Source organism: Candidatus Polarisedimenticolaceae bacterium (genome assembly GCA_036376135.1).
GTDB lineage: Bacteria > Acidobacteriota > Polarisedimenticolia > Polarisedimenticolales > DASRJG01 > DASVAW01.
Window position 1 is genome coordinate 24,935 of record DASVAW010000126.1, and the last position, 13,502, is coordinate 38,436.

Below are 13,502 nucleotides of genomic sequence, written 5' to 3' on the forward strand. Positions count from 1 at the left end.
GTGTGTCGAATCGTCCGTTCAGGATCGTCTTCGCCGGCGGCGGCACGGGGGGGCACCTTTACCCCGCACTCGCCGTGGCGGACGTCCTGCGCGCACGCCGCCCCGACCTCGAGATCCGTTTCGTCGGCGCGAGGCGCGGGATCGAGACCCGGCTCGTCCCCGCGGCCGGGTACCCGCTCCTCGCGCTTCCCCTCTCCGGCCTCAAGGGCGCGGGTCCTCTCGCGCGGGTGGCGGCCGCCGCTTCCGCCGCGTGGGGCGTGGTCCGCTGCGCCGCATGGATGCGGTCCTTCCGCCCGACGGTCGTCGTCGGCGTGGGGGGCTACGCCTCGGGTCCCGCGGTCGTCGCCGCGAAGCTTCTGGGCGTGAAGTCGATGGTGATGGAGCAGAACCACTTCCCGGGCGCCACCAACCGCGCGCTCGCGCCGCGCGTCGACGTGGTCTGCGTGCCCTCGGAGGCCGCCCGCGAGCGGCTCGGGGGCCGCGGGATCGTCACCGGGAATCCCGTCCGTGCGGCGTTCGCCACGATCGGCGACCCGCCCGGCGGCGCGAGGACGAACCTGCTCGTCTTCGGGGGCAGCCGCGGCGCGCGGACGATCAACCGCGCGGTCGTCGAGGCGCTGCCCGCCCTCGCGGCCCTGCACCCGCCTCCCCGCGTGGTTCACCAGACCGGAGACGACGCCGTGGACGCCGTGCGCCGCGCGTACGCCGGACAACCCGCCCTCGACGGCGAAGTCCACGCGTTCCTCGACGACATGCCCCGCCGCGTCGCCCATGCCGATCTCGTCGTGTGCCGCGCCGGAGCGACGACGCTCGCGGAGCTGGCGGCCGCGGGGCGTCCCGCGATCCTGATTCCCTTCCCGCACGCCGCCGACGACCACCAGCGCCACAACGCGCAGGCGGTCGCGGACGCCGGGGCGGCCGTCGTCATCCTCGACGCGGACGCGAACGGCGACTCGATCGCGCGGGCGGTGGCCGCGCTCGCAGCCGACCCGAAGCGCCGCTCGGCGATGGCCTCCGCGGCGCGCGCGCTCGCGAAACCCGACGCCGCGGGGCGGATCGCCGATCTCGTCGAGAATCTCGCGGAGGGAGGCTCGCGTGTTCCGTAAGGCGCGCCGTCTCCACTTCGTCGGCATCGGCGGCTCGGGAATGAGCGGCATCGCCGAGGTGTTGCGCAACCTCGGCTACCCGGTCTCGGGCTCCGACCTTTCCACCACGCCCGTGACGCGTCGCCTCAAGAAGCTCGGCGCCGACGTGCGCCGCGGCCACCGCGCCGAGCACGTCGCCGACGCCGACGTCGTCGTGGTGTCGTCCGCGGTGAAGCCGGACAATCCCGAGGTCGTCGAGGCGCGCCGCCGGAAGATCCCCGTGATTCCCCGGGCCGAGATGCTCGCGGAGCTGATGCGCCTGAAATACGGCGTCGCCGTCGCGGGGGCCCACGGGAAGACGTCCACGACCGCGATGATCGCCGAGGTGCTCACGGCGGGGGGACTCGATCCGACCGTCGTCATCGGCGGGCGGGTGAAGGCGTTGCGCTCCGGCGCGAAGGTCGGCCGCGGCGACTTCATGGTGGCGGAAGCGGACGAGTCGGACGGCTCCTTCCTCAAGATGAAGCCCACCATCGCGGTCGTCACGAACATCGACCGCGAGCACCTCGACCATTACCGCGATCTCGCCGAGATCCAGGATGCCTTCGTGGCGTTCCTCGGGCGCGTGCCGTTCTACGGCGCCGCGGTCGTCTGCATGGACGATCCGAACGTGCGCGACATCCTCCCGCGCGTGGACCGCAAGACGGTGACGTACGGTCTCGCCAGCGACGCCGAGCTTTCCGCGCACGACGTGGTCTCGGCGGAGTTCGGCGTCCGCTACGAGGTGCTGCGCGAAGGCCGCCGCCTCGGGACCGTCAAGCTCGCGGTCCCCGGCCGGCACTCGGTCTACAACAGCCTCGCGGCGGTCGCGGTCGGCCTCGAGCTCGACGTCCCCTTCGCGAAGATCGTCCGCGCCCTCGCCCGCTTCCGCGGCGTCGACCGCCGCTTCCAGCTCAAGGGCGAGGTGCGCGGCGCGCGCATCGTGGACGACTACGGCCACCACCCCACCGAGATCCAGGCGACGCTCGCCGCCGCGCGCGAGGGCTTCGGCGCGCGCACGATCGTCGTCTTCCAGCCCCACCGCTACTCCCGGACCCGGGCGCTGCTGGAGGAGTTCGGTCGCGCCTTCTTCCTGGCGGACCACGTGGTGATCACCGAGGTCTATGCGGCGGGAGAGGCGCCGATCCCGGGGGTGAGCGGCCGCGCGGTCGCCGACGCGCTGGTGCGGCACGGCCACCCTTCGGTCGTCTACGAGCCGAAGCTGGCCGCGATCCCGAAGCTGCTGACGGCCGTCGTCCGCCCGGGTGATCTCGTGATCACCCTCGGCGCCGGCGACGTGTGGAAGGTGGGCGACGCCCTCGTCGCGAGGAGGCGGCGGTGATCGGCGAACACGGAGGCCCCGTGCTCGAGCTCGACCGCCACTACCTGCGGCGGCGCGATCTCAATCGCCACGTGCGCAAGACGCGGCGGGCGCGCCGGCTCGGTCGCTTCGCGCTGCTGCTCGCGGTCAACGCCGCGGTCGCCGCCGTGCTCATCGCGGTCGGCGCCGGCATCGTGCGCCACTACGCCTCCTCCCCCGACCTCGCGGTGCGCCGGATCGTCGTCGAGGGGACCTCCGCGACGAGCCCCGCCGCGGTCGAGCGGGCGCTCGCGCCGTGGAAGGGCCGCAACCTGGCGGGCCTCGACCTCGACCGCGTCGCCGCCGACGCCACCCGCGATCCCTGGGTCCGCCGCGCGAGCGTGAAGCGCGTCCTGCCCGACACCCTCAAGGTGGCGGTCGAGGAGCGGGTACCGGCCGCGCTCGCCGTGTTGGGCGGGCTCGTGCACGTCGTGGACGCCGGCGGTTTCGTGATGGGCCCCGCGGGGCCCGGCCTCGCGTTCGATCTGCCGGTCCTCTCCGGGTTCGACGGGCTTTCGGGAGCCCACCTCGAGCGCGCGCTCGCAGGCGCGGTGGGACACCTCGCCGCGCTGCGCGCGTCCGACCCCGGCTTCGCCTCGAGCCTTTCCTCGATCGACGTCTCGTCGCCCGACCGCGTGGCGGTCTCGACCGTGGCGCCGGGCCCCGTCCTGTACCTCGACCCCGAGAAACCCGACCGCAACCTCGCCGACTGGCTCCGCCTGCGCGCCGACCTCGAGCGCCGCGCGGGGGAGCTCGTCTACGCGGACCTCCGCTGGGAAGGCCGCGTCGTGCTCGGACCGAAGGAAACCCTCGTCGCAACCCGGAGCGAATGAGCCATGGCCAAGAACGAACGCTACGTCGTCGGACTCGACATCGGCACGCACAAGATCGCCTGTGTCGTCGCCGAAATGAAGGAAGGAGGGCGGGTCGACGTCGTCGGCCTGGGCTCCTCCGCCTCGCGCGGCCTGCGCAAGGACGTCGTCGTCAACCTCGACGCGACGGTGGAGGCGGTCAAGGCGGCGATCGAGGAAGCCGAGATGATGGCGGGCGTCAACGTCGACTCGGCGCTCGTCGGGATCGCGGGCTCCCACATCCGGTCCTTCAACAGCCGGGGGGTCGTCGCGGTCGCCGGGAAGGACCGGACGGTGACGCGTTCCGACTACCAGCGGGTCCTCGACGCCGCCCAGGCCGTGAGCATCCCCCCCGACCGCGAGATGATCCACGTGCTCGCGCAGGAGTACGTCCTCGACGAGCAGCCGGGGATCTCCCAGCCGGTCGGGATGACGGGCTCGCGCCTCGAGGCCAACGTGCACATCGTCACCGCGGCGACGACCTCGCTCCAGAACCTGGTCACCTGCGTCAACCGGGCGGGCGTCGAGGTCCGGGACACGGTGCTCGAGCAGCTCGCGACCGCCGAGACGGTCCTTTCGCAGGACGAGCGGGAGCTCGGCGTCGCCCTGATCGACGTCGGCGGGGGCACGACGGAGCTCGCCGTGTTCGAGAAGGGCTCGCTGTGGCACACGGCGGTCCTGCCGGTGGGCGGGGAGCACTTCACCAACGACCTCGCGGTGGGTCTGAGGACGCCGATTCCCGACGCGGAACGGCTCAAGAAGAAGTACGGTTGCGCCCTCTCCACGCTCGTCGTCGAGGAGGAGGCGATCGAGGTCCCGTCGGTGGGCGGCCGCCCGCCGCGCCTGCTTTCGCGGCAGGTGATGTCCGAGATCCTGCAGCCGCGCGCCGAGGAGGTCTTCACGCTGCTCCACGAGGAGGTCAAGCGCGCCGGGTTCGACCGGCTGCTCAACGCCGGCGTCGTGCTCGTCGGCGGCGGCGCGTTGCTCCCGGGAATGGCGGAGGTCGCCGAGCAGGTCTTCGACGTGCCGGTCCGGATCGGCACGCCCGGCGGGGTCGGCGGGTTGTCGGATCCCTCGATCGGTCCGCAGTTCGCAGCGGCGATCGGGCTCGCCGTCTTCGGGGCGCGGTATCGCCCCAAGGCGACGCGTCCGGAGCCCGTGGCGGTCGGCGCGTTCGCGCCGTTCCGCAAGGTCAAGCAGTGGTTCGCGGGAATGTTCTGAAGCCCGGTGAGGAGGATTCGATGATCACGATGGACGACGACCACAACCGCGATCCGCGCACGTTGAAGCTGCACTTCGACGACGCCCAGCCCTCCGTCGCGAAGCTCAAGGTGATCGGGATCGGCGGCGGCGGCGGGAACGCCGTCAACCGGATGATCGCCGCGGGCGTTCAGGGCGTGGAGTTCATGTCGGCGAACACCGACGTCCAGGCGCTGAAGAGCAGCCGCGCCGCGCTCAAGCTGCAGCTCGGGCTCAAGCTCACCAAGGGTCTGGGCGCCGGCGCCAACCCCGAGGTGGGACGCGGCGCCGCCCTCGAGGACGTCGAGCAGATCACGCAGGCGCTCGACGGCGCCGACATGGTCTTCGTGACCTCCGGCCTGGGCGGCGGGACCGGCACCGGGGCCGCCCCGATCATCGCGAACCTCGCCCGCGAGAAGGGGGCGCTCGTCGTCGCCGTCGTCACGAAACCGTTCGCGTTCGAGGGCCGCCGCCGCCGGCAGCAGGCCGAGGAGGGGCTGAACGCCCTTCGCCAGGTCGTCGACACGGTCATCACGATCCCGAACGACAAGCTGCTCCACACCGTGGAGAAGGGAACGCCGATCGCCGAGGCCTTCCTGATGGCCGATGATATTCTCCGCCAGGCCGTGCAGGGAATTTCGGACCTGATCACGGTGCCGGGCGAGATCAACCTGGACTTCGCGGACGTCAAGACGATCATGCAGGGGATGGGCATGGCCTTGATGGGAACCGGAATCGCCGACGGCGAGCACCGCGCCGTCGAAGCCGCCCAGCGCGCGATCTCCTCGCCGCTGCTCGAGGACGCCTCGATCCACGGGGCCCGCGGCGTGCTCATCAACATCACCGGCGGCGAGGACATGACGCTGCACGAGGTCTCCGAGGCCGCGAACATCATCCAGGAGGCCTCGGATCCCGACGCGAACATCATCTTCGGCACCGTCATCGACCGTCACATGCAGGGCAAGGTGAAGGTCACCGTCATCGCCACCGGATTCCATCGGGAGGAAGCGCGGACGTCGGTCTTCGTCCAGCAGCCGCGCACCCAGACCCGGACGTCGTGGGCACCCACCGAGCCCGCGTCCTCCCCCGCCCAGCCCCAGCGTCACGCCGCGGGAGGCGATCGCTTCCTGCGGCCGGGTCACCCGGCGCCGACGCCGAGCCCCGAGATGAGCCCGTACGACGACGGCTTCACGCCGAACTTCGGCAAGAGCAAGGACGACCTCGACGTTCCGGCGTTTCTCCGCCGTCAGATGGACTGACGGTTGGCTCCGTGGGCCGCCCGGTGATCGAGGCGAGTTACCGCATCCTCGTGGTGGACGACGACCCGCAGACCGCGGTGCTCGTGAAGTCCTGGTATCGCGGCAAGCCGTTCGAGATCCTCACGGCCGGCGACGGCGAGGAAGGGTTGAAGCGTGCCGCCGCCGAGCGCCCCGACCTGCTTCTGCTCGACGTGACCATGCCGCGCATGGACGGCCTCGAGGTCGCCCGGCGCCTCAAGTCCAACCCCGCGACCCGGACGATTCCGGTGCTGCTCCTCACCGCCCGGCGGGAGACGACCGACAAGGTCGAGGGGTTCCGCGCAGGCGCCGACGACTACGTGGTGAAGCCGTTCGCCTTCGAGGAGGTCGACGCGCGGATCCGCGCGATGCTCCGGAGGCGCGAGCTCGTCGCCACGCTCGAATCCACGGTGGAGGAGCTCCAGGTCTCCAACCGCCAGCTCGAGGGTCTGCTCGTCATCGACGAGAAGACGGGCCTGTTCAACTACCGGGAGTTCGAGCGCAAGCTGCGCGAGGAATGGCTGCGCGCCCTGCGCTACGAGACGCCGCTGTCGGTGATCATGCTCGACCTCGACCGCTTCAAGGCGATCAACGACACCCGGGGGCATCCCGCGGGCGACCGCGTCCTGCGCGAGTTCGCGATGCTCGTCGCCGGAGGCGCCCGGGGCACGGACGTCGCCGCCCGCTTCGGGGGCGAGGAGTTCGCCGTGATCCTCCCGCACACCGGCGGGCCGCTCGCCGCCCGCGTCGCCGAGCGCATCCGCGCGGCGGTGAACGACTTCGTCTTCCTCGAGCCGGACGACCGGTTGCGGGTGACGGTCTCGGCGGGGATCGCGACGTGGCCGTCGTTCCCGTCGATCGACTCCGCCGAGGCCCTCGTGGCCGCCGCCGACCGCGCGCTGCTCAAGGCGAAGGTCCTCGGGCGCAATCGCGTGGTGGTGGACGAAGGGAGCTGACGCTTCCGCACCGGCGCGGCCCGGCGCGGGTTCAGAGCCCCCGGCGCAATGCGTTCAGCCCGACGACCGCGAGGAACGCGATCGCGAAGACGAGAATCGCGCAGCCGACCAAACATCCCGCGTCGAGGAGCTTGTTTCGTGGCGTCGTCGGCTCGGCCCGCGGGAGCTCCGCCACGCGCCGGAGGATGACCGGCGTCCCGGCGCTGTCGGGGAAGAGATCCTCCGGCTCGAAGTCCAGCGCGTCGTCGTGACCGTAGCGGGAGACCGTCGGCTCGACCGCGCCGTGGATCAACCCGAGCCCGAATCGCAGATACCCCTGCCGGTCTCCTTCGATGACCAGCTCGTCGGGTCCGTCCGAGACGCGGACGCCACCGCCCGAGGGAGGGATCAGCGTCGTCAGCTCCTTCGCGAGCTCGCGAATGCGCTGCGTCGCCGGGTCCGCCGGCTCGTCCGCCCCGGCTCCCTCCGAAACGGCCACGCGCGGTGCCGGAGGCGGCGGAAACGGCAGGCGCTGAAGGAGTCGACGACGCCGGCGCGCTCGCAGCCATTCCCGACCGATCACGAGAACGAGCCCCGCCGCGGGCGCCGCGAAAAGCACGGTGACCGGAACGCCGACCCCGAAGAGCCAATTCACGGGAAAGGCGAGGAGCCACGACGCGGGAATCACGGCGACGTTCGCTGCGACGAGCCGCCGGGCGGAGCGGCCGAGCACGTTCCCGCCGCCGCGCGGGCGGCCCCGGATCATCCGGAGCGCAAGGTCGAACCCGACGGTACCGGCCACGAGCGCTACGACGCCGATGCCGAGCAGACCGATCGACCTTTCGTCGACTCCGGCGGCAAGCCCACCGCCGCCGATGAAGGCGATGAACGCCGAGAGCAGGAAGAGTCCCACGCCGAGTGCTCCGACGGTGAAGCGCTCCCATGGGCGCGGCCTTCCGGCCCGGGATGCCGGCCGGTTCATTTCGACCCTCGCTGCGGCGGCGCCGGGCGCTGCACCTCCACGTTCACTCCGTCCTGCGTCCGGACGCTTGCCCGATCGCAGCCGTACTCGTCGCACTGCGTGGGATCCACGACCTGGACGGTTCCGACGAGCCTGGCCGGTCCCGCCGGGAACTCCGGCACGCGCGCGGTGTACGCCCGCGACGCCTTCCCACCCGGCGGAAGCGCGAAGCGCTGAACACAGGTCGGATGGTCCACTGGTTCCGCGATGCCACGCGCTTGCTTCCCGTCCCAGAGCGTCCATTCGAACGACGGGCCGAAGCAGGCCTCGATCGTCGCAGCGCCCCGGTTCTCGAGGGTGAACTCCACGACCAGCGGCCGGCCGACGACGATCGCGTCGTCCTGCACTGGACGGATCGCCGCCCGGAGCCCCGCCACCCCACGGTCGAACGGGACCCGGATCGCGGCGCAGCGGTCGAGCAGCGCCTGCGTCTTCGGCCCCCGTGCCCCGCTCTTCGCGACCTCCTCGAGGGCGGCGGCGACGTCGAAGTCGTCCCATGCCTCGTGGATTCTCCTCTGCAGCCTGGCGAACGTCCTTTCCGATGCGCCTTCCTGGGCGCGAATTTCCGTCGTCAGGGCGGGATCCCGCTCCAAGATCGCCTTCAGGCACGCCGCGGTGTCCGGCCCCTCGAAGTACTTCAGGATCCGTGTCGATTCCTCGGGAGCCACCGTCGCGACGTCCGGATGCCAGACGATGTGGCCGACGCCGTCGTCCGTGACGCCGCCGCAGCCGACGGAGATGAGGTCGTAGTAGGGGGAGGACGCCGCCGCCGCGACCGAAGTCGCCGTGGCGACGGCGAGCAGCGACGCCGAGGCGATCCCTCGAAGTCGTTGACGACGACTCAAGTGCAACCCTCCTCCGATCCTGCTACGAACTCCGCCTCGAAGATCTGCGGCACGAACTGCTCGAGACGGCGGCGCGGCTGCTCGGACCTTCGCCACGTGAGCAGGAGCAGCGCCGAACCGACCAGCGGAAGCACCGCACCGACCAGAACATCGAACCGTCCGAACTCCCCATGGCGAACCGCCATCCTGAGATAGGCCACGGCGAAGGTCGCGCCCAGTGGAATCGCCATCACGAACCACACACCCAGAAGCGCGATCGCGAACGTGCTGATGCCGAAGCGACCCACGACCCTCGTCCCGCCGCCATGCGCCACGAAACGGCCCTGGAAGTTCGGCTCGAGCGGATTCCGGTCCAGCGGGCTTCGCGGCGCTCGCAGGTGGAAGAACGGAAACTCCCCCGACCGGTAAAGCGTGTCAACAGGGTCACCCAGACGCGAGCGCCAGAATTCGTCTCGTTCCGTCGCCTCCCGCAGCCTCTCCGCGCACTGCTGCGGCGATAGTCGCGTTTCCCAGACGTACTCGCGCCAGAGCTTCATCGGCTCCCCGATCCTGTTGGGAGATCCTACCGCGCATCCGCCGCCGCCGACCGCGCCCTTCTCCGGGCGAAGGTCCTCGGGCGCAACCGCGTGGTGGTGGACGAGGGGAGCTAGGGTCGCCCGGTCCCGGGGTCCGGCAAAGACAGCCCCCGACAGATCTTCCGTGCGAGCGCGTCGGAGATCTCGGTGTGTCGGGGAACCGCTTCCGTTGCACCCGTGGCCGGATTACACCACAAGGAGTGCGCCCTGCCTTCTCGTTTCAGGTAGCAGCCGTGGCTTCGGAGGTGCCGAAGCAGGCCGCTGCGTTTCACTTCAGCGTGACCGTTTCGCGGATTGCGTCGGGAGGGACGCCACGCAGCCCGTCTTCACGGCGGTCCTCGAGGATCAGCGCGATCGCGTCCGCGAGGCTCTGACGGGCTTCCTCCACGGTTCGACCCTGCCCGTTGGCCCCGGGCATCTCGGGAGAGTATGCGATGAACCACTCTCCGTCGCGTTCAATCACTGCAGTGAATTCGTTCACCATGGGGCACCTACGCCTCGCGGGAGCCACATCGGCGGCCGAGCCGCGGAGCACCGAGAAGATACGCCGGAAGCCGCCCTCCGGCGACTCAGCAATCCGAATTGGGTTGCGGAGCCAGGACCGCCTGGATTGCCGGGTGGCAACCCACTCGGCGCGAACGCGACCCCCGGACTTCGTGCCGTACACCACCTCATCGATGGGCGATGGACGCGACGAGTTTCTACCCATCGCAGGGGTTCCGGGTGAGCACCATCTCGGCGTACCAGGGGGACTCAATCCTCGCCCCGGTTCCAACCCTGTCACCGCCCTCCTACCCCGCTGCAACCGGCATGGGGGTACGTTCGCCCTTCCTCCGAGGGCGGGCCCGTGTCGATCGTCTTCGAACACCTATCCAAGAGTTACGGCGGCCAGCCGGTCGTCCGGGACGTCTCCCTCGAGATCGCCGACGGCGAGTTGTGCGTCCTGCTTGGCCCCTCGGGATCGGGGAAATCCACCCTCCTGCGGATCGTCGCGGGCCTCGCCGAGGCGGACTCCGGGCGCGTCCTCCTCCACGGCCGCGACGTCACGCGTGTCCCGCCGCAAAAACGCGGGGTCGGTTTCGTCTTCCAGCACTACGCCCTGTTCCGGCACATGACGGTCGCCGACAACGTCGAGTTCGCGCTCCGGATCCGCGGCGTCTCCAGGGTCGAGCGGGCGCGACGGCGCGACGAGCTGCTCGAGCTCGTGGGGCTCACCGGCTACGCCGCGAGACGGCCGGGGCAGCTCTCGGGCGGGCAGCAGCAGCGGGTCGGGCTCGCGCGCGCGCTCGCCCACGCCCCCGAGGTCCTCCTCCTCGACGAGCCGTTCGGCGCGCTCGACGCACGCATCCGCACCGAGCTCCGCGCGACGGTCAAGCGCATCCAGCAGGAGCTCGGCGTCACCTCGATCTTCGTGACCCACGACCAGGAAGAGGCGTTCGAGCTCGGCGACCGCATCGCGGTCCTCAACCACGGCCGCCTGCTCGAGTGCGGAACGCCGCGCGAGCTGTACCTCCATCCCACGACCGAGTTCACCGCGACCTTCCTCGGCACCGCGAACCTCGTCGTCGCCGAGCGCAGCGAGCGCGGCGCGCGCGTGGGGACCGTCGACCTTCCCGTCGCGGCGACGCGCGAGGTCAGCCCCGAGGCGGCGCGCGTGCAGCTGCTGTTCCGCCCCGAGGACGTCGCGGTGAAGGACTCCCCCGACGCGCTGCAGTGGCCGCTCCTCGGCGAAGGCACGGTCGAGACCAGCTCGTTCGTCGGGGCGTTCGAGCGGCTGCGGCTGCGCCTTCCCCTGCGCGGCGTCCGCATGGTCGCCCCCGCCGCGCCGTTCGGCGGGGACTACGTCGTCGTCGACGCGGTGCGCCCGCAGCACCTCGCGCGGCGCTTCCCCCTCGGGCCCGGCGACACCGCGTGGGTCGGGCTTCGTCGCGTGCACGCGCTGGCGCATCCCGGGATGGCCTTCCTGTGCGTGGACGGCGGCGGCCCGGAGGGCGCGGCGGCGGTCACGCTCGGGCTCGATCTGGCCAAGCGCGCGAGGGCCCGGGCGACGCAGCTGTGTTACGGCGCCCACGCGACGAAGCCCGTCTCCGGGGAGGAGGCGGTCCTTCGAAGTCCGGAGGGTCTCGACGACGCCCTCCGCACGCACGCGACGGCGGGGGTTTTCGACCTCGTGATCGCGGGGTACCCCGAGGACGGGGCGGTCGACGCCGCCGCCGCGACGCTGCGCCAGGGGGACCACCACGTGCTGCTCGTCCCCCACGGCGCGAACGCACCGCGCAAGGTGCTGATCGCCGTCGCGCCGGGCGAGCCCGGCAAACGCGGCATCCGATTCGCCGGCCGGCTCGCGCGGCATTTCGACGCCGAGGTGACCGTCCTCACGGTCCTCCCCGGCGAGGACGTCGAGCCCGCGGCGCGCGAGCAGGCCGAGCGGTTCCTCGCGGCGAGCGCGCGGACGCTCGCGCCGCTCGGGATCCACGCGGCGACGAGGCTTCGCGAGGGCGGGCCGCTCGAGCAGATCCGGGCCGAGTGCGCGGAGGGACGTTACGACCTGCTCGTGGTCGGGGCCCCGCTCGGCGAGCGCGGCGAGGCGCCGAGGATCGAGGGGCCCGTCGAGAAGCTCCTCGAGAAGAGCACGATCCCCGTACTGATCGTGCGCACGACGGGAGAAGGCGAATGAGTCGCGGCGCGCCCGAGGTCGAGCGCGCGATCCTGGACGCCGTCCGCGGCGTCCGCTACGGCTCGGTCGAGGTCGTCGTGCACGACGGCCGCGTGGTGCAGATCGAGATCAAGAAGAAAGTCCGCGTCGTCGAGGACGCGGGGCCCGACCGGAACACCGGAGGACCGAGAGGATTCCAACACCATCCGACGACCGGAACACCGGAGGACGGACGATGATCCCGAGGTGGTCCGATGCGTAGGTTTTCGTGGGTTTGGGTCCTTCCCCTGACGATGGCGGCGCTGCCGGCGCTCGCCGACGCGACCGACGACAAGATCGAGGAGCTCGAGCAGAAGATCAAGGTCCTCGAGCGCAAGCAGGAGCTGAAGGACGAGGAGGCGGCGAACAGGGACAAGGAGGCGGCGAGGGTCTCCGTCGGCCGCGACGGCTTCGCCTTCAAGTCCGCCGACGGCGCGTACCAGCTCAAGATCCGCGGCTACATCCAAACCGACGGCCGATTCGTCGCGAACGAGCCGGGTAGGGCCGTGAACGACACGTTCGTCGTCCGGCGCGCACGCCCGGTCTTCGAGGCCACCCTCGCGGGGCGCTTCGATTTCCGGATCATGCCGGACTTCGGCGGCGGGGCGACCGTCCTCCAGGACGCCTACCTCGACGCCCGCTTCCGGCCGACGTTCAGGGTCCGCGTGGGGAAATTCAAGACTCCGTTCGGCATCGAGCGCCTGCAGTCCGCGACGGACATCGTCTTCGCCGAGCGCGCGCTTCCGACGAACCTCGTCCCCAATCGCGACGTCGGCGTGCAGCTCCACGGCGAGCTCGGCGAGGGGCTCTTCCAGTACGCGGTCGGGGTGTTCAACGGCGTTCCGGACGCGGGAAGCGCGGACGTTGATTCGAACGAGGGAAAAGACGTCGCCGCTCGCGTCTGGTTCAAACCCGTGAAGCAGGGCGCCGCCTCCGGGCTGGGGCTCGGCCTCGCGGCGACGGCGGGATCGCAGCAGGGCACGCTGGCCACGACCGGACTCTCTCCGTATCGCAGCGTCTCGCTCCAGCCGTTCTTCAGCTGGCGCACGGGCGCGACACTGCCGCTGACCGTCGTCTCGGCGGGGGATCGCACGCGCCTGTCGCCGCAGGCCTGGTACTACGTCGGCCCGTTCGGCTTGCTCGCCGAATACGTGCGCTCCACCCAGGACGTCCGGCTCGACACGACCGACGGTTCGTTCGATGCGAGCGCGTGGTCGGCGACGGCGACGTGGCTCATCACCGGAGAGAAGGCGTCTTACCGCAGCCCCACGCCGGGCCGTCCCGTGGAGTCGAAGTCCGGCGGCATCGGCGCCTGGGAGATCGCGGCACGCTACGGGCGGCTGACGGTGGACGACGACGCGTTCCCGGTCTTCGCCGACCCGGCGGTGTCGTCGAGCCGGGCCACCGAGGCCGCGATCGGCCTCAACGTCTACCTCAACCGCAACGTGAAGTTCGTGCTCGACGTCCACCACACGTCGTTCGAGGGAGGCGCCGCCGCCGGCGCCGATCGACCCTCCGAAACCGCCCTGATCACCCGCGCCCAGGTGGCGTTCTAGACCCCGGGGAGGCACACCGATGAA

Annotated in this window: 13 protein-coding genes; 9 read left to right on the forward strand and 4 right to left on the reverse strand. The window is 71.2% G+C overall.

What is annotated here, in order from left to right; translation table 11 throughout:
- Positions 1 to 2 precede the first annotated feature (2 nt).
- Genes murG through VF139_12810 form a run of 6 tightly spaced genes read left to right on the forward strand, consistent with a single transcriptional unit; the run spans position 3 to position 6,807 of the window.
- The gene (murG, locus tag VF139_12785; protein ID HEX6852270.1) at positions 3 to 1,106 is read left to right on the forward strand and encodes an undecaprenyldiphospho-muramoylpentapeptide beta-N-acetylglucosaminyltransferase; all 1,104 of its coding nucleotides are present in this window, start codon (positions 3 to 5) and stop codon (positions 1,104 to 1,106) included.
- Positions 1,096 to 2,466 carry a UDP-N-acetylmuramate--L-alanine ligase gene (gene murC / locus VF139_12790; protein HEX6852271.1) on the forward strand — a complete coding sequence of 457 codons (1,371 nt, stop codon included), beginning with the start codon at positions 1,096 to 1,098 and terminating at the stop codon, positions 2,464 to 2,466. The genes murG and murC overlap by 11 nt, the downstream gene beginning before the upstream one ends.
- Positions 2,463 to 3,317: an FtsQ-type POTRA domain-containing protein gene (locus VF139_12795; GenBank protein HEX6852272.1), complete on the forward strand. Its 855-nt coding sequence runs from the start codon at positions 2,463 to 2,465 to the stop codon at positions 3,315 to 3,317. Before murC ends, VF139_12795 begins: the two co-directional genes overlap by 4 nt.
- Before the next feature lie 3 nt (positions 3,318 to 3,320).
- Positions 3,321 to 4,556: a cell division protein FtsA gene (gene ftsA, locus VF139_12800; GenBank protein HEX6852273.1), complete on the forward strand. Its 1,236-nt coding sequence runs from the start codon at positions 3,321 to 3,323 to the stop codon at positions 4,554 to 4,556.
- A 20-nt stretch (positions 4,557 to 4,576) separates the two neighbouring features.
- A complete protein-coding gene (ftsZ, locus tag VF139_12805) occupies positions 4,577 to 5,833 on the forward strand; it encodes a cell division protein FtsZ (protein ID HEX6852274.1) in 1,257 nt (418 codons plus the stop codon).
- Between the two features lie 11 nt (positions 5,834 to 5,844).
- Positions 5,845 to 6,807: a diguanylate cyclase gene (locus VF139_12810; protein HEX6852275.1), complete on the forward strand. Its 963-nt coding sequence runs from the start codon at positions 5,845 to 5,847 to the stop codon at positions 6,805 to 6,807.
- 31 nt (positions 6,808 to 6,838) lie between these two features.
- On the opposite strand, the gene VF139_12815 is transcribed toward VF139_12810, so the two are convergent.
- The 4 genes from VF139_12815 to VF139_12830 all read right to left on the reverse strand — a co-directional run bounded on the left by VF139_12815 (position 6,839) and on the right by VF139_12830 (position 9,711).
- Positions 6,839 to 7,699, reverse strand: coding sequence for a hypothetical protein (locus VF139_12815; protein ID HEX6852276.1), 861 nt, complete (start codon positions 7,697 to 7,699; stop codon positions 6,839 to 6,841).
- Positions 7,700 to 7,764: 65 nt separating this feature from the next.
- A complete protein-coding gene (locus VF139_12820; protein ID HEX6852277.1) occupies positions 7,765 to 8,652 on the reverse strand; it encodes a hypothetical protein in 888 nt (295 codons plus the stop codon).
- Entirely contained in the window at positions 8,649 to 9,188 is a 540-nt protein-coding gene (locus tag VF139_12825) for a hypothetical protein (protein HEX6852278.1), read from the reverse strand. The genes VF139_12820 and VF139_12825 overlap by 4 nt, the downstream gene beginning before the upstream one ends.
- 307 nt (positions 9,189 to 9,495) lie before the next feature.
- Entirely contained in the window at positions 9,496 to 9,711 is a 216-nt protein-coding gene (locus tag VF139_12830; protein ID HEX6852279.1) for a type II toxin-antitoxin system HicB family antitoxin, read from the reverse strand.
- Positions 9,712 to 10,074: 363 nt separating this feature from the next.
- On the opposite strand from VF139_12830, the gene VF139_12835 reads away from it, so the two are divergent.
- From VF139_12835 to VF139_12845, 3 genes are read left to right on the forward strand one after another with little or no spacing between them, the layout of a single operon-like run.
- Entirely contained in the window at positions 10,075 to 11,904 is a 1,830-nt protein-coding gene (locus VF139_12835) for an ATP-binding cassette domain-containing protein (GenBank protein HEX6852280.1), read from the forward strand.
- The gene (locus VF139_12840) at positions 11,901 to 12,122 is read left to right on the forward strand and encodes a YezD family protein (protein ID HEX6852281.1); all 222 of its coding nucleotides are present in this window, start codon (positions 11,901 to 11,903) and stop codon (positions 12,120 to 12,122) included. Before VF139_12835 ends, VF139_12840 begins: the two co-directional genes overlap by 4 nt.
- A gap of 15 nt (positions 12,123 to 12,137) precedes the next feature.
- A complete protein-coding gene (locus VF139_12845; protein HEX6852282.1) occupies positions 12,138 to 13,478 on the forward strand; it encodes a porin in 1,341 nt (446 codons plus the stop codon).
- Positions 13,479 to 13,502: the final 24 nt, after the last annotated feature.

Coding starts and splice junctions, on each gene's coding strand:
- ftsA (HEX6852273.1), top strand. CDS start 3,321: ATGGCCAAGAACGAACGCTACGTCGTCGGACTCGACATCGGCACGCAC.
- ftsZ (HEX6852274.1), top strand. CDS start 4,577: ATGATCACGATGGACGACGACCACAACCGCGATCCGCGCACGTTGAAG.
- VF139_12825 (HEX6852278.1), bottom strand. CDS start 9,188: ATGAAGCTCTGGCGCGAGTACGTCTGGGAAACGCGACTATCGCCGCAG.
- VF139_12830 (HEX6852279.1), bottom strand. CDS start 9,711: ATGGTGAACGAATTCACTGCAGTGATTGAACGCGACGGAGAGTGGTTC.
- VF139_12840 (HEX6852281.1), top strand. CDS start 11,901: ATGAGTCGCGGCGCGCCCGAGGTCGAGCGCGCGATCCTGGACGCCGTC.
- VF139_12845 (HEX6852282.1), top strand. CDS start 12,138: ATGCGTAGGTTTTCGTGGGTTTGGGTCCTTCCCCTGACGATGGCGGCG.